22 protein-coding genes are annotated in these 25,198 nt (G+C 48.6%); all 22 read left to right on the forward strand.

The features are described from left to right. The first annotated feature begins 15 nt into the window (after positions 1-15). Entirely contained in the window at positions 16-987 is a 972-nt protein-coding gene (locus H6750_12465; protein MCB9775117.1) for a diguanylate cyclase, read from the forward strand. Positions 988-989: 2 nt separating this feature from the next. Next, a complete protein-coding gene (locus H6750_12470; protein ID MCB9775118.1) occupies positions 990-3,344 on the forward strand; it encodes a response regulator in 2,355 nt (784 codons plus the stop codon). Positions 3,345-3,431: 87 nt separating this feature from the next. Next, positions 3,432-3,908, forward strand: coding sequence for a flagellar assembly protein FliW (gene fliW / locus H6750_12475; protein ID MCB9775119.1), 477 nt, complete (start codon positions 3,432-3,434; stop codon positions 3,906-3,908). Between the two features lie 109 nt (positions 3,909-4,017). After that, positions 4,018-4,263, forward strand: coding sequence for a carbon storage regulator CsrA (gene csrA, locus H6750_12480; protein MCB9775120.1), 246 nt, complete (start codon positions 4,018-4,020; stop codon positions 4,261-4,263). 842 nt (positions 4,264-5,105) lie between these two features. Continuing rightward, positions 5,106-6,035, forward strand: a complete 930-nt coding sequence (locus tag H6750_12485; protein ID MCB9775121.1) for a thiamine pyrophosphate-dependent dehydrogenase E1 component subunit alpha — start codon at positions 5,106-5,108, stop codon at positions 6,033-6,035. Beyond that, positions 6,025-7,161 carry an alpha-ketoacid dehydrogenase subunit beta gene (locus tag H6750_12490; GenBank protein MCB9775122.1) on the forward strand — a complete coding sequence of 379 codons (1,137 nt, stop codon included), beginning with the start codon at positions 6,025-6,027 and terminating at the stop codon, positions 7,159-7,161. The genes H6750_12485 and H6750_12490 overlap by 11 nt, the downstream gene beginning before the upstream one ends. 38 nt (positions 7,162-7,199) lie before the next feature. Then, a complete protein-coding gene (locus H6750_12495; GenBank protein ID MCB9775123.1) occupies positions 7,200-8,177 on the forward strand; it encodes a GDP-mannose 4,6-dehydratase in 978 nt (325 codons plus the stop codon). Further along, entirely contained in the window at positions 8,174-9,295 is a 1,122-nt protein-coding gene (locus H6750_12500) for a kinase (GenBank protein MCB9775124.1), read from the forward strand. Before H6750_12495 ends, H6750_12500 begins: the two co-directional genes overlap by 4 nt. Positions 9,296-9,308: 13 nt before the next feature. Next, positions 9,309-9,512, forward strand: a complete 204-nt coding sequence (locus H6750_12505; GenBank protein ID MCB9775125.1) for a hypothetical protein — start codon at positions 9,309-9,311, stop codon at positions 9,510-9,512. A 6-nt stretch (positions 9,513-9,518) separates the two neighbouring features. Then, positions 9,519-9,869, forward strand: coding sequence for an NUDIX hydrolase (locus H6750_12510; GenBank protein MCB9775126.1), 351 nt, complete (start codon positions 9,519-9,521; stop codon positions 9,867-9,869). A gap of 1 nt (position 9,870) precedes the next feature. After that, positions 9,871-10,737: a transketolase gene (locus H6750_12515; protein MCB9775127.1), complete on the forward strand. Its 867-nt coding sequence runs from the start codon at positions 9,871-9,873 to the stop codon at positions 10,735-10,737. Continuing rightward, a complete protein-coding gene (locus H6750_12520) occupies positions 10,727-11,671 on the forward strand; it encodes a hypothetical protein (protein MCB9775128.1) in 945 nt (314 codons plus the stop codon). Before H6750_12515 ends, H6750_12520 begins: the two co-directional genes overlap by 11 nt. A gap of 35 nt (positions 11,672-11,706) precedes the next feature. Beyond that, positions 11,707-12,714, forward strand: coding sequence for an NAD-dependent epimerase/dehydratase family protein (locus H6750_12525; protein ID MCB9775129.1), 1,008 nt, complete (start codon positions 11,707-11,709; stop codon positions 12,712-12,714). Beyond that, a complete protein-coding gene (locus H6750_12530; GenBank protein MCB9775130.1) occupies positions 12,686-13,153 on the forward strand; it encodes a hypothetical protein in 468 nt (155 codons plus the stop codon). Before H6750_12525 ends, H6750_12530 begins: the two co-directional genes overlap by 29 nt. Positions 13,154-13,168: 15 nt before the next feature. Continuing rightward, positions 13,169-14,284: an aldo/keto reductase gene (locus H6750_12535; GenBank protein ID MCB9775131.1), complete on the forward strand. Its 1,116-nt coding sequence runs from the start codon at positions 13,169-13,171 to the stop codon at positions 14,282-14,284. Positions 14,285-14,302: 18 nt separating this feature from the next. Further along, on the forward strand, positions 14,303-15,274 hold the full coding sequence (locus H6750_12540) for a class I SAM-dependent methyltransferase (GenBank protein MCB9775132.1): 972 nt from the start codon (positions 14,303-14,305) through the stop codon (positions 15,272-15,274). Then, a complete protein-coding gene (locus H6750_12545) occupies positions 15,274-16,035 on the forward strand; it encodes a crotonobetainyl-CoA--carnitine CoA-transferase (GenBank protein ID MCB9775133.1) in 762 nt (253 codons plus the stop codon). The genes H6750_12540 and H6750_12545 overlap by 1 nt, the downstream gene beginning before the upstream one ends. Before the next feature lie 29 nt (positions 16,036-16,064). Beyond that, positions 16,065-17,093, forward strand: coding sequence for an NAD(P)-dependent oxidoreductase (locus H6750_12550; protein ID MCB9775134.1), 1,029 nt, complete (start codon positions 16,065-16,067; stop codon positions 17,091-17,093). Continuing rightward, positions 17,053-17,610 carry a dTDP-4-dehydrorhamnose 3,5-epimerase family protein gene (locus H6750_12555; protein ID MCB9775135.1) on the forward strand — a complete coding sequence of 186 codons (558 nt, stop codon included), beginning with the start codon at positions 17,053-17,055 and terminating at the stop codon, positions 17,608-17,610. Before H6750_12550 ends, H6750_12555 begins: the two co-directional genes overlap by 41 nt. Then, a complete protein-coding gene (locus H6750_12560; GenBank protein ID MCB9775136.1) occupies positions 17,603-18,595 on the forward strand; it encodes an NAD-dependent epimerase/dehydratase family protein in 993 nt (330 codons plus the stop codon). Before H6750_12555 ends, H6750_12560 begins: the two co-directional genes overlap by 8 nt. A gap of 145 nt (positions 18,596-18,740) precedes the next feature. Then, positions 18,741-19,826: an aldo/keto reductase gene (locus tag H6750_12565; protein MCB9775137.1), complete on the forward strand. Its 1,086-nt coding sequence runs from the start codon at positions 18,741-18,743 to the stop codon at positions 19,824-19,826. Positions 19,827-19,980: 154 nt separating this feature from the next. Beyond that, positions 19,981-25,182 carry a glycosyltransferase gene (locus H6750_12570; protein MCB9775138.1) on the forward strand — a complete coding sequence of 1,734 codons (5,202 nt, stop codon included), beginning with the start codon at positions 19,981-19,983 and terminating at the stop codon, positions 25,180-25,182. The last annotated feature ends 16 nt before the right edge of the window (positions 25,183-25,198 follow it).

A 25,198-nucleotide genomic window follows, 5' to 3' on the forward strand; every position in this document is an offset into this window, starting at 1 on the left:
AGGGACGAAATCTTTATGCGAATCCTTGTTGTTGATGATGATCCCCTCACATTGCATATGGTGGTGTATCGATTACGGCAATGGGGACATGATGTTATTTCCTGCACCGACGGAGATTCAGCATGGAAGGTGCTGGAACGAGGATCTGTGCCGAATGTAGCGATTGTGGATTGGATCATGCCGGGGATCAATGGTCCTGAACTGTGTCAAAAAATCCGCGGAAGGACCGATTGTCCCTATGTGTATATTGTCATGTTGACAGGGAGGAACAATCCTGAGGACCTCATTGCCGGATTGGACGCGGGAGCGGATGATTATCTCACGAAGCCTTTCCATTTAGGGGAATTGGATGCACGGTTACGAGCGGGAAAACGCATTGTCGATTTGCAAAATGAATTGATTTCGGCTCGAGAAACTCTTCGGATCCAGGCGATGCAAGATCCCTTGACGCAAATCCTGAATCATGGCGCCATTGTGGATTCCTTGTTACGGGAAATTGATCGAGCCCATCGGGAACAGCAACCCTTGAGTCTCATTCTGGCTGATTTGGATGGATTTAAGAATGTGAATGATTCCTATGGGCATGTTGCGGGCGATCAGGTGCTGGTTGAGGTTGCCAGGCGGATGCGTTTTTGTTTGCGTTCTTATGATGCCATTGGCCGATATGGCGGAGAGGAATTTCTCATGGTGTTGCCCAATAGTGATGCGGCCCAGGCCGTGCGGCTTGCCGAACGGATTCGGGTGGCGATTTCCCAGAAACCCTTCCGCGTTCATAATACTGATTTAACGGTGACAGTCAGTCAGGGGGTCACCACGTGGACCGATCCCTGTCCAATTCCGATTGAACAATTAATTCAATCCGCAGACGGTGTCCTCTATTTAGTTAAAAATAGCGGTCGGAACGGCGTGGAATTTGCGCAATTTCATGGGCATGCGGATGAGGCCTTTTCGCGCCTCTCGAGCTCCCCAACTTCAATGAAACCATAATTATGGCCTCCATCCTTGTGATTAATGATGATCCGGTCCAACTCCATCTCCTTGCGAGTTGGCTTGAGAAGGATTACTTTGCGGTCAATCGTTTTGTCTGTTCTGAAGAGGCCTGGCGGTGGCTCCAAGAAGGTAATGTGCCGGATGTCATTGTTCTTGATCTTCATATGCCGGGAATTAGCGGATGGCGTTTTTGCGAATTATTGCATTCGTTCTTTGGGTCGACGCAGGCCGTGCCTCCTGTCCTTGCCGTTTCGGCCACGTATACCGGAATCGATGCTCAGGACATTTTAAAAGATCTTGGGGCCTCGGCATTTCTCGCCCTTCCGACAGATTCGCAACGCTTTCGTCAACAGGTACGCCAACTGGTAGAAAGTCCTCCAAGTCCCCAGCGTCCACAAATCTGGATCGTTTCGGCTAACAATTCGGCCATTCAAGGGATTCATCGCATCTTCGTTGAACGGGGGTGGCGCGTGGTGGAATGGGAAGCGGGAAAGCAGGTTCAGGTGTCGGTGAATCTTGTGGACCCGGATATTATCCTCATTGACGATCCTCTGCCGGATACGACAAGCGAAGAGTTCGGGATGTGGTGTAAAAGCCAATTTCCTCAGGCGATGTGTATTGTCCTTGGACACGAATCTATGGCAGGAAGATCCCTTCCTGAGGGAATGCATGTAGATGCGTATCTACCAAAAGCGTGCGATCCATTCCATATCATTTCATTGTGTGAAAAAGGACGTTGGGAGCGCGCATTCTCTCGAGTGGAGCATTTACTGGATATCCGCACCGACGACCTACGCGAATCTGAAGCTCAATTCAGGGAGCTCTTCGAAACCCTTCCGGATATATTGGTAATTTATGATCATCGAGGAATCGTCACCCACGTCAATTCCCTTGGAGCACAACAATTAGGGTATCGCCCGACTGTCTTGATTGGGAAAGCCTTTTCGTTAATCAAACCTGAGTCAGCAGACGCCGAATCCAGTCCTACGCCTGAAAACTCTGCCCGCGGAGGTCGGAGATGGGAGGAAACGTTCCTTCGTCAAAAAAACGGCAGCAATCTTCCGGTAGAGATGCTGGAACGAATGGTTCAGTTTCAAGGCCAACGTCAAACTCTTTTCATTGCCCGAGATTTGACGGCAAGAAAGCACATGGAGGAAGAGAAATTTGCCCTTGAACATCAGTTGCGGCAGGTTCAAAAAATGGAAGCTATCGGTCGATTGGCCTCAGGGGTTGCACACGATATGAATAATACGTTAACGGCAATTATGGCCCATGCAAGTTTGTTGAAGATACAGGATAAAGTTGGGACACCCTTGTGGACAGCGAGTGATGTTATCGAAAAAGCCGTTCGTCGGGGAAAGGAATTGACTTCCCAGCTCCTGGGGTATGCCAGGCAGGGCAAGCATCATCATGTAGAAGTGGATACCCATGAAGTGATTCAGGAAGTGATGTGCCTCCTCGGAAGGACGATCCATAAAATGATCACATTTCGAACGGATCTGTCGGCTACAAGGCCTCATGTGGTGGGGGATCCCAATCAGCTCTATCAGATTCTCATGAACTTGGGTGTCAATGCCTGTGATGCTATGGGGGAATGTGGGGAATTGCTCGTGCAGACTTCGAATGAAACGGTAACCCCGGAATATGCCGCACGTGTCCCGGGATTGTGCGCAGGGGATTATGTGTTGATTCGGGTTACGGATACCGGGACGGGAATGTCACTAGAGACTCAACGACATATTTTTGAACCATTTTTTACCACGAAAGAGCAGGGGCGGGGAACTGGAATGGGATTGGCGATGGTGTATGGTATCGTCAAAAATCACCACGGCTATATCGGGGTGACGAGTTCACCTGGGTGTGGAACGACCATGCGGGTCTATCTTCCGGATGTTCGGTGTGCGACTTTCAAGACCAGATCGGATCAGAAAACGGAGCCTTCTCACGGGACCGGGCATATTTTAGTGGTGGATGATGAGAAAGATGTAGGGGAAGCTGCTCAGGCCATACTGGAATACCTCGGCTATCAGGTGACGGTTGTATTGAATGGGAGGGAGGCCGTGGACATTTGTCAGGACTTGATGAATCCTGTGGATGTCGTGCTGTTGGATATGGTGATGCCTGTAATGTCGGGGGCGGCATGTTTTGAAGCATTGCGAAGGATTCGACCAGATCTCAAGGTTATTCTCTGTACGGGCTATGACCGGAACCATGCTGTACAAGATTTATTCAATCAAGGTGTTATTGGGTTTATTCAAAAACCATATGATGTCGACGAATTGGCTCATGCCTGCCAGGTTGTCCTGAAAAAAGGCAATCGGGTCGAACCCTGTGGTACGGGGAAGACGTGTTAAGCATAGAATTTTTTGAGAGGGGACCCGTGGGCGCGCTCACTTCAGCATGCAGGCGAAAACTTTGATCTATGTGGAGAATATCCCAACATGAAAATTCAGACTAGTCGGTTCGGTATGCTGGACGTGTCCGATGACACGCTTTTAACGTTCCCATTTGGCCTCGTAGGGTTTCCAGCTTTCCGACGGTATGTGGTGCTCGATCCGCCAGAGGGTGACGATTATCGGTGGTTCCAATCCGTGGATGAACCAAGCTTAGCTTTTGTGATTATGGATGTGCATCTTTTGCAGCCGGATTTTCGTACCAATCTATCCGAAGAAGGATTGGCGGAACTCGGCATGACTCCGACCGATTCCATTTCAATCATGGCCGTCGTCACGATCCCCTCCGACCAGCCCGATCAGGCCACTGCGAATCTTCGTGCCCCTCTGGTCGTGAACGAACGAACACGACACGGGAAACAACTGATTCTCCATGAATCAATCCCTTTACGCTATCCATTATTTCAAGATTCGACTCAGTGCCAGTCTTTTTCTGAGACGGCGATAGAGGCCGCATCGGTGTAATAAATGTACGGATACCACCGGTAAGCAGGGCCAACCGGTTGTATTCTCTTTCGATCATCAGGATTTTCTTTCTTCACGTGATTTTTACCACAAAGCCAAGGAAGGCACCATGCTCATACTCACCAGAAAAATTGATGAAGCCATTCGTGTAGGAGACGACATTCGCATTGTCCTTGTCCAAATTAAAGGAGGACAAGTGCGACTCGGGATTGAATGTCCGTCGCATGTTCGCGTACTTCGTGAAGAATTATATGAAGCCGTCCGTCAAGAAAATCTTAATGCCGTATCCTCGGATCCGAAGCATTTGGCTCACCTACCCCGACCGAAAAGGCCGCAGGGTAAACCTTCCGAATAAACCGGGTTAGATCAGGCCCGTGTTCCTCGTCATGCGTGGCGATTCCTCATTGGGTCACTCCAGTACATTCTGAGCTCCGCCTAAACTATACACCCTGCCATTGGGGCAGGGACCGGAAAAACTGGTGCTTCAGGGGAGTCGGTTAAGAGGGTGAGTCATCCCAGGGAATCCCATTCCCAACCAAGACCGTGTTTGTTGGGATACCCATCTGCGGGCGCCCGATGAGCGAATCTATTCGTATCGCCTGCAGCGCATGTGCTATTGGGGCTTCGCGAAAACTTAATTTGCGGTCGTCTTTTAGGCCGGACCAATTCCTCTTAGGCGCTTGCGTATCCTCGAAGCAGAGATGCTGTCCTTCTTACTCCAGAGAAATTTTCGCGGATTGCGCGGTCAAAGGAGGGGAATACTCTCACAGTGTTGAAGATTGGGGTCAACCACCGTGAGCTCAGTACGGAGAAGGATTCTCCATAGAGCTTGATTGCAAGAGGATTGAGGATCAACGTCGCACGAGTAGGTCGTATTCGGCTTTTTTTCATAGCGCCATAAAGGCAATGCCTCAATGTGGTCCCGCCGGCTTCATCAGTCCTGCGTTCAATCAGCGTTTCTCTTGCTAGGCAAAAAATGCCGAGCTTGTTAGCAATGAATGCCTAGGAGGTAAAAGTTTTTTGAATGACCTGGAATTTCGCAGCATTGGGAGCTGGATCCCAGCTGTTGTAACGTGAGACGCATGGCATAAAACTTGAACTTCTTTACATCATATAAAGAAGTCGTGATGCACTTCAGGGTCTGTGATGCATGTTCCGAAACCGGTGATAAGGGCAGAGGGATAATCGAAAAAAAGTATGGAAAATTCTCAGAAATTTTGTGAATTGTTCTTTCAGGCGCTTCGTATACGCCTGGTGGAAGAACGGATCATCGAATTATATCCTAGCGATGGTATTCAAAGTCCGGTGCATTTGTCGATTGGACAGGAGGCTGTTGCTGTAGGGGCATGTCGGGATTTGAAAAACACAGATCTGGTCTTTTGTACCTACCGTAGCCATGCTTTTTATCTGGCTAAAGGAGGAAGTTTGGCGGAAATGTTTGCCGAACTGTATGGAAAAGTTACCGGGTGTGCCCGAGGAAAGGCCGGTTCGATGCATTTAGCGGCACCTGAGGTAGGGTTGATGGGTGCCTCGGCCGTGGTGGCCAGTACCATTCCCCATGCCGTGGGAGCGGCACTGGCGGCAAAACGGTTGGGCCATGATCAGGTGGTAGTTGGTGTGTTTGGAGACGGAGCCACGGAAGAAGGCGTCTACCACGAATCATTGAATTTCGCGGTTCTTCATCGCTTGCCCGTAATATTTCTGTGTGAGAATAACGGATTAGCCGTGCATTCATGCCAAAAATCCAGACAGGGGTACGATATTCTTGACCATGCACGTTCATATGGTCTTCCGGTGTACCACATTGCCGAGGGATATGATTTTGTGAAGGTGGCGGACACGATGTCAGACATTATTCAACGTGTTCGGTTAACCCGAGAACCGGTATTTGTGGAGGTTCGGACCTATCGGTACAAAGAGCATGTCGGGCCTGGCGAAGATTTCATGTGTGGCTATCGTCAACCTGACGAGTGGTTGGCTTGGAAACGACAGGATCCTCTCGAACAGTATCGGAACCTGGTGGAAACGATTCGTCCAGCCATCCTTAAAGAAATTGACGAAGCGGTACATTTTGCCATGAGCAGTCCATTTCCCTCAGAGGAGGAATTACTTCGCGATGTTGTGTAATGCGGCGGACACATCCCCTGTAAACGGCCAGGCAGCCTCGGGTCCTCGTGCCGAGGCAGGCACGGAGATCATGAGCTATCGGGACGCGCTGCATTGGGCCATGCAAGACGCCTTACAGCGGCATGATTCCGTTCTGATTCTGGGACAGGGGGTGGACGACCACAAAGGGATATTTGGTTCCACCACAGGATTGAGTCAAACGTTTGGTGCGGATCGAGTGATGGATACGCCGCTTGCCGAAGAAGGCATGACCGGGGTAGCCATTGGGGCTGCGTTAAATGGGCTCTATCCGATTCAGACCCATATTCGTGCCGATTTTTCCCTATTAGCCATGAATCAGATTATTAATTTAGCCGCGAAATACAAATATATGTTCGGTGGCCGGTTTGACGTGCCCATGTTGATTCGCATGATCGTGGGGCGAAGTTGGGGGCAAGGGGCGCAACATTCACAAAGCCTCCAATCTCTTTTTGCGCATATCCCCGGATTGCAGGTTGTGATGCCCTCGAGTTCGCAATCGATTCTCGACACCTATCCGGCGGTGATTGATCACTACCGGGGGCCCGTCATCTCATTCGAGCATCGGTTGATGTACGATCTGCAATTTTATGTGGCTCCTCTAACCACCAGACAGAATACGGAGCCCTTTGGGTCACGGTTGGTGCGATCAGGCAAGGAGGTCACCATTGTGGCCACCTCCATCATGGTGTTGGAAGCCATGAGAGCAGCAGAACACTTGGCCCTGGTGTCCGATATTCAATGCGAGGTGATTGATTTACATTGCGTGTCCAGTCCTGACTGGGATTTGATCATGCACAGTGTTGAAAAAACGGGTCGGTTGGTCGTGGCGGATACCAGTTGGCGGGAATACGGTGTATGCGCGGAGGTGTGCCGTGCGGTCGCTGAAAGGAATCCCGGATGTTTGAAGGCACCGGTGGTGACCTTGGGTATGCAGCCCGCTCCCTGTCCTACGGCCAAGTGTTTGGAAGATCTTTTTTATCCTGATTTGCGCCAATTAGTGGATGCGTTGGCAGTCCTTGTCACCGGGAAAGAGAGTCATGGGTTGCCCTTGCCCGATACCCAATCCATGGCTGATGTGTATAAACGGTTCAAAGGCCCTTTTTAAACGGTATTGTCGGACCACCTCATCAAAGGAATGCGAAGATGAAAGTGCTCATTACGGGAATTTCAGGAATGGTGGGCAGTCACTTAGCGGAGTATATCCTTGCGGATCACCCGGAGGTAGACCTTCATGGACTCATTCGATGGCGAACACCTCTTGATCATCTTCTGGCCATCAAAGATCGCATTGCCCTGCATTATGGTGATCTTCGGGACTTGAACTCACTTATTGTCGTGATCAAAAAAATCCAACCTGATTGGATCTTTCATTTGGCGGCACAATCCTTTGTCACGACAAGTTTTGACGCGCCGGTCGACACGCTGTCCACCAATGTGCTCGGGACAACCAATTTGCTCGATGCGCTCCGCATTACCGGAGTCGATGCCAAGGTGCATGTCTGCAGTTCCTCGGAAGTCTACGGACAAGTCATGGCAGATGAAGTCCCCATTACTGAGGCTAATCCCTTTCGTCCGGCCAGCCCGTATGCGGTATCCAAAGTCGGGGAAGACATGATTGCCTTTCAATATTATTTGTCCTATGGCATTCGAACCGTCCGTACCAGGATGTTTACCCATACCGGCCCACGGCGAGGGGATGTCTTTGCGGAAAGTGCCTATGCCAAGCAAATTGTGGAGGTGGAGTATGGGCTTCGGAAAAATCCGATTCGGGTCGGAAATTTGGACAGTATTCGGACATTCGCAGATGTTCGCGATGCCGTCCGGGCTTACTGGGTGCTGATGGAAAAGTGTCCAGCCGGGGAAGTTTATAATATCGGCGGGAACCGTACGATGACACTGCGGGACATGCTTGAGATTCTTAAAGGCATGGCCACCTGTCGCATCGAGCATGTGGTGGATCCCGCATTGTTGCGACCGTCGGATGTCACCCTGCAGATTCCCGATACGTCAAAGTTCAAAGCGGCGACGGGGTGGGAACCACGCATCCCCTTTGAAGAAACCTTACAAGGTATTCTGGCGTTTTATCGAAGGCGATACCACAAGAGGAGCAAAGCAGCGTGATTATCTCTCGAACCCCCTACCGGTTGTCGTTTTTCGGAGGAGGCACGGACTATCCTCAATGGTATCTTCGGGAAGAGGGTGCTGTTCTTTCCACCACAATTGACAAGTATTGCTATGTGAGTTGTCGATACCTTCCTCCATTTTTCAATATTAAACACCGGATTGTCTGGTCACATATTGAAACGGTATCGACTATTGGAGAAATTCTTCATCCTGCCGTTCGAGAAGGCCTGCGGTTTTTAGGTTTTGATGATTCCCAGGGAGTGGAAATTCAACATCAGGGGGATCTTCCGGCCCGGTCAGGCATTGGGTCCAGCTCTTCATTTTCGGTTGGTCTGGTGAAAGCTCTCACTGGGCTGAAGGGTGAAATGTTGGGGAAAATGGATCTGGCCCGCCAGGCGTTCACGTTAGAGCAAGATATCTTAAAAGAAACAGTTGGGTCCCAGGATCAAGTCGCAGCCGCCTTCGGTGGATTTAATGTTATTCGTTTCCTGCGAGACGGTCAGATTCAAGTCGAACCGCTCACGTTATCATTGGGGCGTTTGGCTGAACTGGAGCAAAATCTCGTTCTACTGTATACCGGCACCAGTCGCCTGGGTTCAGACATTGCAAAAAGTGTCACCAAGAACTTTTCTCTCAGATCCGCCGAACTCAAAAGCATGCGTGTAATGGTGGATAGAGGCTTGGGTATTTTAAGTGGAACGAGTTCGCTGGAGGAGTTCGGCAAATTGCTGCATGAAAGCTGGATGCTGAAGCGGGAACTTTCCCACGACATTTCCAATTCCACCATTGATGAAATTTATAGAAATGCCCTGGACAATGGGGCGATTGGTGGAAAGCTTTCCGGGGCAGGAGGCAGTGGGTTTATGTTGTTCTATGTTCCGATTGCCAAGCAGCCACATTTTCTTTCAGCGATGCATCCCTATATTTGTGTGCCGTTTTCTTTTTCACAATCAGGAAGCAGCATAATTTACTATGATGGACCTGATAGAAGGGTATCGGTCGGATTTCCTCCCGAGGGAGAAGGTGTCCGGAAGGAAAGGGAAAGAAGACGGCTTCCCGCTCTCAAGAACCCTAAAAAGGCAAAGGAAAAAATTCTTGTTGGGCACCGATCCTGAGAAGCATGACTACATGCCGCCACGAACTTCCGTTCCCCCACAAAGGGGTATGACCAAGGAGGTATTCGGGTGTCCATGGTTTCGGGTACACGAAGAAGGTTGGAATGGTTTATCTGACTCGGACCGGCAACCGTTTTATCGTATTGAAAGCTCAGATGGTGTCCTAGTGTTAGCCATGACCAGAAATGAAGAGATTATTCTGGTGCGGCAATTTTGACAGGCCTTGCGCAGGAACACCATTGAATGTCCTGCTGGGAGTATTGAGGACGGTGAATCTCCCGAAGAGGCTGCGGCGCGTGAACTCTATGAAGAAACGCGATATCGAGCCGGAACCCTTCGTTTGTTAGGGAGCGGACATATCATGATGAATCGGTACAATGCGAAAGATTTTTTATTCATGGCTCAAGATTGCGAGGTGCTTTCCCAAACTCCCGAAGTTCCGGACCAAAACGTGCTTCTGGTTTCACCCCAGGAGTTTAAAAGGCTCGTGACCTCGGGAGATTTTGAGCATATTCCTGCGTTATCTCTTTTCAGCCTTGTTGAGTGGCAATTCGGTTTGCGTTTGGTGGTATGACATGAACGTTCAGGCCCTTGAATACAAAGCCGCAGAGCTGAGACTCCATATTCTCAGGACTGCTTTAAAAGCCGGGAAAGGCCATGTTCCCCCGGCATTCTCCTGGGTGGAAATTGGTGTGGCGTTGTTTTACGGGGGACACTTGAACCTTCGGCCCCATGATCCAAAATGGGAAAATCGGGATCGATTCATTCTCAGTAAGGGCCATGGATGTTTGACTTTGTATGCGATGCTGGCCGATTTGGGGTTTTTTCCAAAAACCGAATTAGAAAATTTTTGCGGTCCGGGAAGTCTCCTGGCCGGTCACCCTGATATACAAATTCCGGGAGTGGAGGGGATTTCGGGCTCACTCGGGCATGGGCTAGGCCTAAGTGCTGGATTGGCCTTGGGAGCTAAACTTCATTCATGCCCTTGGAAAGTCGTAACGGTCATGGGGGATGGGGAATGTCAAGAGGGATCAGTATGGGAAGCGGCGATGTTTGCGAGCCATCACCAACTTCATAACCTGGTAGCGATCATTGATCGGAATGGGTTAGGTGCGACCAACTATACTGAAAAAAATGTGGCCCTAGAGCCCTTTGTCAGCAAATGGGAGGCTTTTGGATGGGAGGTGGTGTCCATCAATGGGCATTCCTTTGAAGAATTAGACAAGGTCTTGGGCTGCTATCGTCAAACGCATTCGCTGAAACCTCTGATGATTTTGGCTCAAACGGTAAAGGGAAAAGGGTTGTCATTTATGGAGGCTTCCGTCGATTGGCATCACCGGATTCCGAAGGGTGAAGAAGTGGAAGAGGCCATGCGGCAGCTAATGGGTGCAATTTCTTCATCGGGATCGATGTCTGGCATGGAGATGGCTCATGGGGCATGATTTTCGTGATGCCGTCTTTGAAAGTGTTTTACAGATTGTGGCCAACAATCCCCGCACAATTGTGCTCACCAATGATATGGGAGCCATGGGATTAAACCAGATTCAAGCATGGTATCCTCAGCAAGTTTTAAATGTGGGAATTAGTGAGCAAAATATGATGAGTGTAGCGGCGGGAATGGCACTTTCCGGATATGCGGTTTTTGTCTATGGAATTGCCTCTCATATTACGACGCGGTGTTATGAACAGTTGAAATTGGATGTGTGTGCCTTAAACGTTCCGGTCATTCTTCTTGGAATGGGGCCCGGCTTGTCATACGGGGTGGATGGACCCACCCATCATGCGACACATGACTGTGCTCTTCTCCAAACATTATCAGGCATGACCATTTATTTGCCTGCAGATGGCGTAGCCATCAGGGCCATGGTCGAGCAAGCCTACCAAAGGGGAACGCCCGCCTATATTCGGATCGATAAGGACCCCTACGAACCGATATATGCACCCAATACACATGATTTCAGCCTAGGACTTGAAACGATTCAACAGGGGGAATCCCTCTGTGTGGTGACCAACGGCATCATGCTGGCCAGGGTGCGAGAAGCGGCAAGGGAATTGCGGGAGGAAGGGATCGAAGTCGCTCTTGTCGATTTATATCGAATGAATCCCTGCAACGAGTCCAGACTCTGGGAAGCATGCCGAAACGCTCAGGCCATTGTGACAGTGGAAGAACATGGTCGGACCGGAGGGATTGGAAGTTTGGTTGGGAGGCTGTTGAGTGAGCGGGGCCACGCTATTCCTTTCTGCGGGCTTTCGTTGGGTGATGAAATGTTGTTTGGCTCCGCGAGTCGAACCTGGGCCTATGGGCAATACGGCCTGGAAAAGGAAAGCCTGAAAAACACGTTCCGGCATATGGCCCTGTTACCCACGACGGTTTGATTTTTCATCTATCGATTGGGGTAAGGATATTCAACGTGACGACGAATTCCTCCATCTATTTCGGAAAACGGGTTCTGGTTTCTGGAGGCACGGGGATGATTGGGATTCCACTTGTTCGAGCCTTGTTGGCACTGGGGGCTCAGGTGACCGTGGTGTCCTTGGAACAGGAAGGTTATGCGAGAGCCGTGTTAGGCCCTTCAGTTGCGTTCTCCAGAGGCGATCTGACTTGTTATGACACATGCGAACAAGCTGTGAAAGGACAGGATTACGCCTTTAATTTGGTTGGAATCAAAGGGTCCGTCGGTATTGGGGTGAAAAGAGCAGCCAGTTATTTTGTGCCCATGCTTCGATATCAATCAAATTTATTAGAAGCCGCATTTCGAGGAGGAGTCTCGCGGTATCTTTTCGTGAGCAGTATTTGCGCCTATCCACCAGCGACACTTCATGTGGAGGACAATGTCTGGAATGGTCTTCCAAAGCAAAATGACCGGTACGCCGGGATTGCAAAAAGGATCGGCGAACTCGAAGCCGAAACCTATTTGCAGGAATATCATTGGGAGGCTGTCCGAGTGGTCCGGCCCTCAAATGTGTATGGTCCGCTTGATGACTTTAATCCTGCAACGGGACAGGTGATTCCGGCTCTCATTCGGAGAGTGTTGGATGGAGAGTCTCCGGTTCGTATTTGGGGAGATGGATCTGCCATACGGGATTTTATTTTTGTCGAAGATGTGGTTGAGGGGATTTTGCAGGCCATGGAGCATGCTCCGCCATGTTTTCCTATTAATTTGGGAAGTGGCGTTCCGACCACTATCAGGCAATTAGCTGAAACCATTGTGGCCGAAAGTCGGGTCTCCACCGCAATTGAGTGGGATCCTTCAAAGCCGGCCGGCGATCCTGTCCGGTTGTTATCGATGGAACGGGCAGAAGCCACTATTGGATTCCGTCCCAAAATCTCTCTCAGAGAAGGGATTCGTCAAACGATTCACTGGTATAGAGAAAATCGGGAACTTGCCCATGAGCGGAAAAACCTCCTTAGCGCCTAAAAACAGGAAGCGGAAAACTGAAGGACCTTCAACGCCTCGATTTGTACCGGGGTTGGGAGATCTGGTGGATCGTTTAACCGTAGATCAACTGAAGGAAGCGTTTCATGAATCGATCCGGACAGCGGTCAGGACCGAAATCGCTGATTTGGAACATGATATTGATGGATGGGCTGATCGACATCAGATCAAAATGTCAGGGCGGAACGTCCGGATCATCATTGTGCTTGCCCAAATCAATTATGAAATCTGGATGTGTAAAGAAGGCATGATGGCCGAACCCAACCGATACGATCAGTGGTTGAGACGGGCTCATCAATTAAATGGCATCAGAAATCAGATGAAAAATCTTCTTTTAGCCGTGGTGCAATCGGGAACCAGAGTGTGCCGTGCGAGTAATGTTTCGGTGGATGATTTAAAAGATTGGAATATACAGCTATAACCATAGGCTTGCGCGATGCTTTTTAAAAAATTAGGCCAATCTGACATAGAAATTTCCGCTATCGGTCAAGGGACTGGGATTCATCACTCCCTGACAGACCGGGAAGCACATCGGCAACTTGAATCCACGATTCGTGCCGGAATTGATATGGGATTAAATTTTATTGATACGGCGCCTGTGTATGGTGATGGAGAGTCTGAAGCGGTCATTGGTAAGGCTTTGAAGGGGATTCGGCATCGTGCGGTGTTGGCGACAAAGGTCTCTCCTGAAAACTTATCTTCAAAAGGCATTAAATGTTCGGTTCAGGAGAGTCTTAGGCGTTTGCGAACAGACTGGATTGACCTTCTCCAAATCCACTGGCCCAATCCCCAAATCCCCATCTTGGATACCCTGATGGGTCTGGAGAAAACGGTACAGGAGGGGTTGGTACGATATGTGGGAATCTGCAATTTTTCTTTCAATGACACGTTAAAGATACATCAACAGTTAACTCCACACCTCCTGGCTTCTGTTCAGGTCGAATATAACTTGTTCGATCGAAGTATTGAACAGGAATTCCTCCAATACGGCGAACGAGTTGGAATCAGTATTATCGCCTATAGCCCTCTTCATTGTGGACGTTTTGTAGCGAATCGGAAACAGTATGCTGTTCTTCAGGAGATAGCGAATAAATACCAGAAAACTCCAGCTCAAATTGTGTTGCGGTGGTTAGTTGGACATCGCCCGGTTGTGGTGATTCCGAATACCACGAATTGTCAACGAATGAAGGAAAACGCGGAAAGTATAAATTTTAATCTCAAAGACGAGGATGCCCGGTATCTGGAAGAAAAATGTACCGGACATTTCGTAGAGATTCCTCCTAAATCCATACAAGTTGCTGATGACTCAGGACGTTCGGTCTATCGAACCCTCGAAGACGCTCTTGCAAATGCCATGCATTGCGTACCTAGTCCGCAAGAATTGGCCCAACAAATTACCGCAGGGGATTTTTTGAAACCGGTGCGTCTTCGTCCGGCTAGTTCCTCCCATGCCCGGTTTGAGCTCTTGGAAGGCCGAATCCGGTATTGGGCATGGGTCATTGCACACGGTTTCGAAAAGCCCTTACCCGCGCTGCTGGAAGATTTCTCTTGATAGCATTGTGAGAGATAAATGATTGGCACTCTTCCACTCACGCAGAATCACAAGCACCATGGGATGCTTCACCAAGAAGATTTTGAAGCCCTATTGGGGGAAGCTCCTGGCACGCTCTTCCAGGAATGCCAGGAATTGGTAGGACGTCATGATTTGCGTTATGCCGTCTTGCAGGGGGCTTCCCGTGATCAAGTTTTTCTCCGAGTGTTGAAAACCCTTGACCAAGATCTGGAAGTCGCAGGGACCCATCGTAAGCAGCGTTGGGAAGATGGATGGGCAGAGAATCTGATGGAATTTCAACGCACAGGATATGATTTATCTGCATTAATCCCAAAATTTGTGCGGCCTCAGGAAATCATCCGTTTAAAGGGTGAGTATGTCCGACCGGTTTCTTCTCAATTTGAAACCAGTGTTGTCCAAATTCTGCGCCACTGGATGTATAAAAAATGGTTTCATGACGTTGACCATATTTACGAGTTTGGTTGTGGAACCGGGCATAATTTAGTCGATGCAGCTTTCATGTTTCCAGGCCGTCCCTTGTATGGGTTGGATTGGTCTCAATCCTCTCAAGCGATTCTTCGCCTGTTGAAAGAAGAGCATGGATTTAATGTCGTTGGTCGGGAATTTAACATGTTGGAGCCTGATGCATCGTTTGACCTGCATCCTCGGAGCGGGGTGTTTACGGTTGGCGCCATGGAGCAATTGGGCTGTCAATACCATGCTTTTGTAGACTATCTCCTCAGGCAACGCCCTTCAATTTGCATACACGTGGAAACCCTGTATGAGCTTTACGATCAGAACCTCCTGTTTGATTACGTCGCGGCCAAGTATCTGGAGAAAAGAAAGTATTTGCAAGGATTGCTCGGAACCCTGAAGACTTTTGAGCACGAAGGCCGCCTGGAAATTCTTGGAACGATCCGAACTTTTGGGTCACTATACCATGATGGCTATTCTATGGTGATCTGGAAGCCGGTAGAGGAGAAGATGTGATGGTGAACGCGGATCAATTACAGATTAAAACTTATGAGAATTCGAGTGAGCACGCGGTTCGACAACAGATGGGGGACTTACTCTTTCACAATCCGATTCCCCCGGACCAATTACTATCGAATCTTGGACTATTTCTCGAATCCAAGCATTTGTCTCGCCTCTTATTCATGGACTTCTTATATCGGCAAATCATTGCTGTTCAAGGTGTCGTCATGGAGTTTGGTGTACGGTGGGGGCAAAATCTTGCCTTGTTTTCCGCATTGCGAGGGATCTATGAACCCTTTAACCGGCATCGAAAAATTGTCGGATTTGATACGTTTTCCGGATTCCCATCTATCCATGAAAAGGATGGGAATTCCAATATGATGGTGAATGGACAATTGGCTGTTTCTCCCCATTATGCAGAAAGCCTTCAAGAGTTACTCAGTCTTCATGAAGCACTTAATCCATTACATCATATTAAAAAACATGAACTGTGCGTCGGAGATGTGGTTGAGGAGTTACCTCGATATCTGGCCAGATGCCCGGAAACCATCGTGGCTATGGCCTATTTTGATTTAGATTTGTACGAACCGACGGTCAAGTGTCTTGAGGTTCTTCGTCCCCGAATAACCAAGGGGACAATTCTGGGGTTTGATGAATTGAATGATCCTGATTCCCCTGGAGAGACCCTCGCCCTGATGGAAGTCTTTGGATTGAACCATTTAAAAATTCAACGGTTTCCCTTTGCCTCACGAGTGTCGTATGTGGTGTTCGAATAAGGGGTCATCGCCCACTAAGGAGAGAGTCCGTGCCTCAAACAAGAGCTGAACAATTGAGCAAAGGCATGATTGCTGATTCCATTATGCGGTTTTTTTATAGGAAAAATATTGTCGTAACCGGGGGAAGCGGGTTGATCGGAAGGCAAATTGTGAGTCGGTTGGTAGAGGCTGGGGCCTCGGTTCGAAGTGTGTCTCTGGATGAGATTCAGGTTGAAGATAAAGTGGAGTATGTGAAGGGCGATCTGTGTGATTTTGAATTTTGTAAACGTATGGTGAAGGACATGGATTGTGTGTTTCATGTGGCGGGAATCAAAGGGTCCATTGAGGTCACGAAATCCAAGCCCGCAAGTTTTTTCGTTCCGTTGTTGATGATGAATACCAATATGTTGGAGGCCTGTCGCCTATCTAAGGTTGATCGCGTGGTTTATACCTCCTCCATTGGCACGTACCCGAGTGCGGAAATTTTCAAGGAACAGGAAGGGGAGGATGAAGGGCCACCAATGGATATGTTCCCTGGCTGGGCCAAACGAATGGCCGAATTGCAAGTTCGTGCCTATCAAATACAGTACAGTCTGACGCACTACGCCGTGGTGCGTCCCTGCAATGTGTATGGACCGGGAGATAATTTCGATCCTGCCAATGCCATGGTCATTCCCACCCTCATGCGACGCATCTTTTCAAAAGAAGATCCGGTAGTGATTTGGGGAGATGGCACCGCTATTCGGGATTTTGCCTATAGTGGCGATGTCGCTGATGGAGTGATTCTTGCTTTGTACCATGGCACGGGTGGTCGTTACGTCAATTTGGGCAGTGGGATCGGCTATACCATCAGAGAATTAGTAGAAGCTCTTCAATCGGTTGTGCCCTTCCGGGCCCAATATGACCACACGAAACCCACCGGATTTCCCCGGCGTGTGATGGATATTTCTTTAGCAAAACATCTTCTCGGGTATGCACCACAAATTAGTCTTCAAGAGGGGTTACGGCATACATGGGATTGGTATCTGGAGCATCATGATGAATATCTTCAACGGCAAAACTATTTCGCCGCCTCCTAATTTACAGCTTTCTTCCTGCCACTTGGAAGGAGTGAGAGTAGTGACTCCACCGACAATTTTTGAAGATTTTCGGGGAACCTATGTTGAAACGTTTAACGAGGACCTGTACCGCCAAGCCGGAATTGATATGCCATTCGTGCAGGATGATATCTCCGTGTCTGGCAGGCATGTGTTGCGAGGCATTCATGGAGACCAGAAAACCTGGAAGCTGGTGTCATGTTTATGGGGGAAGTTTTATTTGGTCGTCGTCAATTGGGATCCTACCTCTCCACAATATCAACAGTGGGAATCGTTTACGTTATCAGATCGCAATCGACAACAGGTCCTGATTCCACCCAAGTTTGGAAACGCCCATCTGGTGCTGTCTGAGCAGGCAATCTTTCACTATAAGCAAACAACCAATTACAACCGGGAAGGACAATTTACCATACCTTGGGATGATCCAACCTTGAAAATCTGGTGGCCGATCAAACAGCCGATTGTTTCTCAACGGGATGAAGGAGTCGTTCATGTTTAAAGGTAGCAACGTTTTAGTGACGGGGGCCGGAGGATTTCTGGGAACCAATATGGCTAAGCGTTTGGTGGAAGAGGCGAGCTATGTACGAGGGACATTGCATACCCGTGGCCCGCAATTCAACCACCAGAAACTGGAATATGTCAACGCCGATTTGACGAATATGGAAGAGTGTCGACGGGTCGTAGAGGGCATGGACTATGTTTTCATGTGTGCAGCGAATACCTCAGGAGCGGCGGTCATGGCGACCCACCCTTTAGCACATGTGACGCCGAATGTGGTGATGAATACCCAGATGTTGGAAGCGTCCTACCAGGCAAAGGTAAAAAAGTTTCTCTTTATTAGTAGTAGCGCCGCCTATCCACCCAGTGGGGAACGGCCGATCTCCGAGGAGGAAATGTTTGCGGGGGATCCATATGAGACGTATTTCAGTGTTGGATGGATGAAACGGTATGGTGAGGTGCTATGCCGTATGTATTCCGAAAAAATTAAGGATCCGATGAGCACGGTGGTCGTGAGGCCATCTAATATTTATGGGCCCTATGACAAATTTGATTTTGAACGTTCCCATGTGACAGCGGCGCTTACACGTAAGGTTATTGAACGTCAGAACCCTCTGGAGGTGTGGGGGACAGGTGAGGATGTCCGAGACTTAATTTATGTGGATGACTTTGTCGATGCCGTGATGCTGGCGATGAACCGGTTAGACCGGTGCGACCCTGTAAATATTGGCTACGGGAAAGGGTGTCGAGTACGTGATGTTTTGAATACCCTTCTAGAGGTTGATGACTTCCGGGAAGCCAGGGTGGTTGTAAACCCCGCGAAACCTTCCATGATTCCAATTCGTTTGATTGATGTGGGAAAAGCCAAAGGCCTTCTCAATTTTTCGGCTCAGACCGACCTGGTTATGGGATTAAAGAAGACCATCGATTGGTATCGGGAAAACCACGGGGAAAAAGAACTGCTAAGAACCGCCCGCGCGGTTTAAAGCAAGCGGTCCTGGCTAAGCGAGATATAATGTGGAAAAAACTTTTCTCAGGAAAATCCATTTTGTGGTGAAACTCTAGATGCAAAGTAAGCTATTCGGAGAAACAGGGGTCAATGTTGCATCGATCGGTCAGGGTACGACAGGGATGGGGACGAAGAATCATTTCCCCAAGGAATATATTCAGGAAAGAATTAAAGCTCTAAGATTGGGAATCGACCTAGGGATGACGTTTGTGGATACAGCCAGTCTGTATGGAAACGGGTTTTCAGAAGAAGTCGTTGGAGTTGCTCTAAAGGGGATTCGGAAAAAATGTTTTCTTGCTACAAAATTTTACCCACATGAAAACATGGGTTCGGAAGACATCTGTTTAGCCGTGGAAAACAGCCTGAAAAACCTTCAAACGCCTTGGGTAGACCTTTATCAAATTCACTGGCCGAATCCCCGCGTGCATTTGGAAAGAATTTTTGAGGTTTTGGAAACATATCAGAAGCGTGGAGCAATAAGATTTTTTGGGATTTGCAATTTTTCCCAGCAAGAAGTCTGTGCCCTTGAGCAATCCATACCTCATATTCCTTTGTCCTCAAATGAAATAGAATTTAATTTGCAAGCCAAAACAATAGGAACCGAATTTTTGGGGGTTAGTTCATTTAAAGGAGCCATACTAGCCTATAGTCCCTTAAATAAGGGAAGAATTGTTGGGACTGCATTTCAAGCGGACCTTGTTCGGGGCTTAGCAGAAAGATATCGAGCCACTCCATCTCAGGTAGTTTTGGCATGGCTTCTCTCATTTAAGCGAGTTTTTCCAATTGTAAAGGCAGCCACTCAGGAGCATGTTAAAGAAAATGCTGGGGCAATGTCTCTTGTTTTGTCCAATGAGGATATTCAACGGGTGAATGATTCTTGGGAAGAACATATCTATGAGGCAACACCTGAGAGCATTAAACTTCGAGGGACTCAACAGAGAAAACCTTATCTCACTTTGGAAGAAGCGATAGACAATCCTCTTGATTTGGTTCCAAGTCCCGTAGCATTAGCTGAATCAATTGTTCGGTATGGCCTAAGAATGCCCATTCAGGTCGTTCCTCTTTATGGAAATAACGATTCCTATGAATATGAAGTCGATCCCTACGATCCCTTTGATCAAATTAAAAAATATTGGGCCTGGAAGATTGCTTTTCCCGGAAGATTAATTCCCATTTGTATTTCAAGGGCAATGCCTTTGAACTGTTAAAAAAGAAGAGAAAGTGTTGATGATAAGCGTGGCGAGGTAACCATTTCCTATTAACTCCATAATCCCATGAAGAGAGCATGGCACGGGGTTTGGATTTCTTCTTGTTTCTGTAAAGCTTGGCTTCTAAGAATTCCACTTTCAACGAGACCACAGAATGTACATATTTCCTGAAAGTCCCTTGGCACATAAATGGCTTGATGACCTTTCGGGTTTGGAAATCGGGGCTTCTACCCACAATCCGTATGGATTGAAAACCCGGAACGTTGGATTAGGTGGAGAGGGATATGCTCAAGAACAATTATCCCTGGTCGGGGAGGTTGCTCCGATTGATATATGTGCTGAGGCCAGTGCGATACCCCTTTCCAGTGAATCAGAAGATTTCATCCTGGCGTCCCACGTCATAGAGCATTGTCCGGATGTCATCAAGACTTTACTTGAGTGGTATCGAATTGTGAAACCCGATGGGTACCTTTTTTTGGTGGTTCCCCATCGGGATGCGGCTCCTTCTGACAGAGGAAAGCCCCTTACTGAATGGGAGCATGTGGTTCAAGATTATATGAGACACGCTACACCAGAATCGGAGCCGGAGGCAAAAAGTTTCCTGTACTGTCATTATCATGTCTTTTCCCCCTCCTCCATGAAAAACTTTATTTCGAGAATTTTTGGTTGCCGTCTTGCGCTGGTTGAAGAACAAGATCCGGATGATAAGGTGGGGAACGGTTTTTCATTAGTTTATCGAAAGACCAAATCCCTTCAAAACGCATTTCCATGGGAATTTCAGGGTGGAGGGTATTCCATAAATGTTTCAAGGCCGGCGGATTTTTACCAAAATAAAAAGGAAGAGGAAAAAAACCCTCTCACGAAACCTCCTCAGTCAGCTCCTTCCTGTAGGCAAAGGGGAGAAAATCCGGTAGTGGACCAGGGCCGACCTCACGATAAAATGGAAAAATCCAAAATCCGGCTCGTTTCTGTCGTTGTCGCCGCTTATAACTCAGAACGGTTTATGCGGGGGTTATTGGAAAATTTAGAAGCACAGACCATCGCGGACCAGATGGAAATTATTATCGTAGAAACCGGCTCAGAGACGCAGGAAATCAATATTGTACGAGATTTTCAACAACGATTTGCGAATATCACTTATGTCAGAACATCTGAACGAGTGAGTGCTGTTGCGGCCACCAATCAAGGCGTTCGCATGGCTAAAGGGAGTTACATTACGCTACTGCCCACAGATGACCGGTTGCGTTGTGATGCCTTGGAAGTGATGGTCCGTGAACTTGAAAAACATCCGGAATTAGGTACGGTATATGCGGATGTGTTTATGACCCAGTTTGAGAACCAGACTTTTCATCGTTTTATTCGAGGAGGCTATTCCATTCGTTTTGATTTTAGTCCCGATATGATGTTGACCGGCTATCCTATGGGGCCTTTGTTCATGTGGAGGAAAAAGGTTCATGAAGAGGTTGGGATATTTGACGAAAAATTTCTATGTGCGGCCGATTATGACTTTCATTGCCGTGTCGCACGACATTATCCCATGCGACATATTTCAGAATTTCTTGGCTTGTATTTACAAAATCCAAAAGGGGTTGTGAATTCCAATCCCCAAATTAGCCAGGAAGAATTTCGAGCTATTATTCAGGCAAACCGGCCGTATTTTCCGCCACCTATTCAGAAACCCCTGACCATCCTTCAATACGAGAAACCCGTATTCCCCGAAAAGTATGTCAATATTGGCATGGTGACCTTCAATCGATTGGAATTTACCAAAGCGGCATTGACAGCACTCTTTCAACACACCTGTTTCCCCCACGTCATCACGGTTGTGGATAATGGAAGTACCGACGGTACGCCAGAGTATTTACAATCCCTTCATCAGCAAGGGTTTATTACCAATCTGATTTTGTTGCCATCCAATGTTGGAATTGCCAAGGCTTCCAATTTGGCATGGAGTCAGGAGCCTGAAGCAGAGTATTACCTCAAGTTGGATAATGACATCGTGATCCAAAAGCCTGGCTGGTTATCCAGAATGGTTGAGGTCATCGACCGTATCCCTGAATTGGGCGCCATTGCCTATAACTTTGAACGAGAGAGCTATCCCGTCCGTGAGATTCGGGGCTTGCCTGTTCGTCCGAAAATTGGAAATTTAAACGGAGCTTGTACCCTTATCCCCAAAAGAACGCATCAAAGCTTGGGATTCTGGTGTGAGGATTATGGATTGTACGGGGAAGAGGATGCAGATTATGGGTTGAGAATCCATTTGCATGGGTTGCAGAATGCTTATATGGAGGATGAGAAAGTGGGATTGCATCTACCTGCCGGAAGAGCAGCCCACATCGACGCACAATCGTTTAAGGCCACTGATGGAATTGAAGAAGAGACTCATGCTGAGTACCGGGCATTTAAAGATGAATGGCGGCGAAAAAATGTTCAGGACATCGCGAAAAAGAATTGGCAGGATTATCAAACGGGTACGAAAACACTGTATTGTTCGACTCCCTTCGTGAGGGAATTCCAAAAAGAACGAGAACAACCTGAAGGATCCGACTTATCCTCTCGCCCACGGGTTCAGGCTGACGAAAGGCCGAGGGAAGTGATGCTTGATATTCCACGAGATACTTCTCATGAGACTTGGCGAACCGTTTCTGTCATTGCGTCCGATTATATTTGTGGTCGTATCCGACTCCTTCAACCACTTCTGGCTGGCGAAGGGATTTGGGGAAAAGGCTCCATTGTCGCCGATGCGAACATTTATTTAAATGACACCACACTTCCCCCGATGGGGTTGGGGCAGGTTTGGGCTATTCAGCGTAATTGTAGGCTGTCAGAAGAAACTTTAAAGGAGGCCCAAAGCCAAGGTACCCGGATTGTTTACGACTGTGACGATTTGCTCTGGAAAATTCCTGTCGATAATCCGAATCATGGATACTTTACTCCTGAATATCTTCAAAGAATGTTCGGCCTTATGTATACGGCGGATTGCGTGACGGTGTCTACGGAACCTATTCAAGCCGATTTGAAGCAACGAGGAATCGAATCGACTGTTCTTCTGAATTGCTTGTTGCGTCAGGAATGGGAGGATTTCAAACCTCGACGTCGAGCGGGTTCCCGTCCTCGAGTGGGATGGGCAGGTCAAGCGAATGTGCACAAAGGCGATACCGCCATTTTTGAGACGATTGTGGAGGCTCTCAAGGACGAGGTGGAATGGGTGTTTTTGGGAGACGCCCCACCGATGGTCAATAGCCCAGGGGTGCTCAGTGAAGCATTTTCCATGGTAGACGTGGCGCAGTATCCGAAAAAATTGGCGAGTCTTAATCTTGATCTTGCATTGGCGCCATTGGTGCCAAACCCATTCAATGAAGCGAAAAGTGATATCCGAATTTTACAGTATGGAATATTGGGCTATCCGGTTATTGGCACGGATATTTTTCCCCATCAACATGCTCCCATCATACGGTTGCCGCATGAACCACAAGCCTGGATCAAGGCGATTCGCGAACGAATTCATGATTTAGGTGCCTTAGAAAGGGAGGGGGATCATCTGCGAGCCTGGGTATTGAACCATCGGCTTATGGAACATGTGCTTCCTCAGTATGAACAGGCCTGGTTGGGCCGTGACGAAAAATCCTCCAACAGGGTGCCTCAGTCGAACATACAGAGTCCACCAGGGCCCTCTTATTCCCCAATCAACCACGACAAGTATTCCTTTGATTGTTCAATCATTATTCCAGTTTGGAATAAAGTGGAATTGACCCGTCAGTGCTTGACTCATTTGTCGGAGGTCACAGATGGCTGTTCGTATGAAGTCATTGTCGTCGATAATGCATCCACCGATGAGACCTCGGCATTTCTGGCTTCTTTAAGTGGGGATATTCAGGTCATCACGAATCCGGCCAATTATGGGTTTGCCAAAGCCTGCAACCAAGGGGCCGCTTCTGCCAAGGGGCGTTTTCTGGTCTTTTTAAATAACGATACGATTCCGAAGCCAGGATGGTTGCGGGCTTTATTGAATGAAGTGGAGAGCCATTTGGATGTTGCTATTGTCGGGAGTAAGCTGCTCTATCCGAATAACACCATCCAACATGCCGGCGTGGTTTTCGCAAAACATTGTTTGACGCCCTACCATATATTTCGTGGTGCTCCGGGAGACCTGCAAGCGGCCAATATTCGTCGAGAGTTTCAGGTTGTCACTGCGGCTTGTATGCTCATTCGTCGTGAGGAGTTTCATGCGGTCGGGCAATTTGACGAGATCTATCAGAACGGATTTGAGGATGTGGACCTGTGCCTCAAAGTGGGCAAACGGGGCAAGAAAGTCATCTATCAACCGGAAAGTGTGCTCTATCATTTGGAACATCAAACGCCCGGAAGGAAGGATCATGAGGCCGAACGGCACAATGGTATTGTGCTCATGGAACGGTGGGCTTCCGCCATCGTGGTTGATGAGGATGTCCATACGGTTTCGGCGGGCTATGCTAACCGGTATTCTCTGCGTGACGGCCGGCTTCAGCCCTCCCTCCAGGCACTGCAGGGCGATAGGGAGATAACGCAGTGGAAACGAGTTCAACGTGTTCAGGAGGTTCAATTACGTCAGCGGCATGCCGTAGGCCAGGGCTTGAATAGCCAGGACGACTGTGAATTGCGCGCTCTCCTTTCCGAGTATCGAGATTGGCCGGATGATGGTGCAGTGCTTAAATGGGCGGCCAAGCTTTGCCAGTCGTTACAGTTATTGGATGGGGAGCGGGCATTTTTGAAACGGATACTGAGTATGGGAGAAGATCGCGCGGCACGGGAACGACTCGCGAAGCTGGCTCTCGGCGGGAAGGATCTGCCTGAGGCGACTGACCATATCCAGGCGCTCCTTCAATCTGACCCCAGCAATGGGTCGGGTCACTGGTTAAAGGGAATTCTGTTAATGCAATCCCAGCAATGTGGTGAGGCGGCCCTGTCATTCCGCCGCGCTCTTCAGTGTGGCGCAGATTCTCGAAAAACCAGTATCGGTTTGGGAATGGCGTGTATGGGGATGGGAGATGTCGAAGAAGCCTGGAGGGTTTTCGACCAGATTGTGGCGGATTATCCTGATGATATCGAAGCCATGAATGGGTTGATTCAGGCTGGAACATCCCTGGAACGATGGAAAGGCTTGGGGGAACGGCTTGCACGGTTTGTTGAACGAAATCCCGCAGACTGCGATATGCGCTTTGCGCTGGCCGGAGTGGAATTTCGTGCGAGTCGATTCGATGTGGCCAAGCACCAATGTGAGATGTTGAGCCTCTTAAAGCCCGACCATGAGGGATTGCACGATTTAGAGGTTCTCCTGCAGACGGCACCTCTTGGCCGTCATGCCCTCGCAAATTAAATTGAAGAACTTTTTG

Source organism: Nitrospiraceae bacterium (genome assembly GCA_020632595.1).
Taxonomy (GTDB): Bacteria; Nitrospirota; Nitrospiria; order Nitrospirales; family UBA8639; genus Nitrospira_E.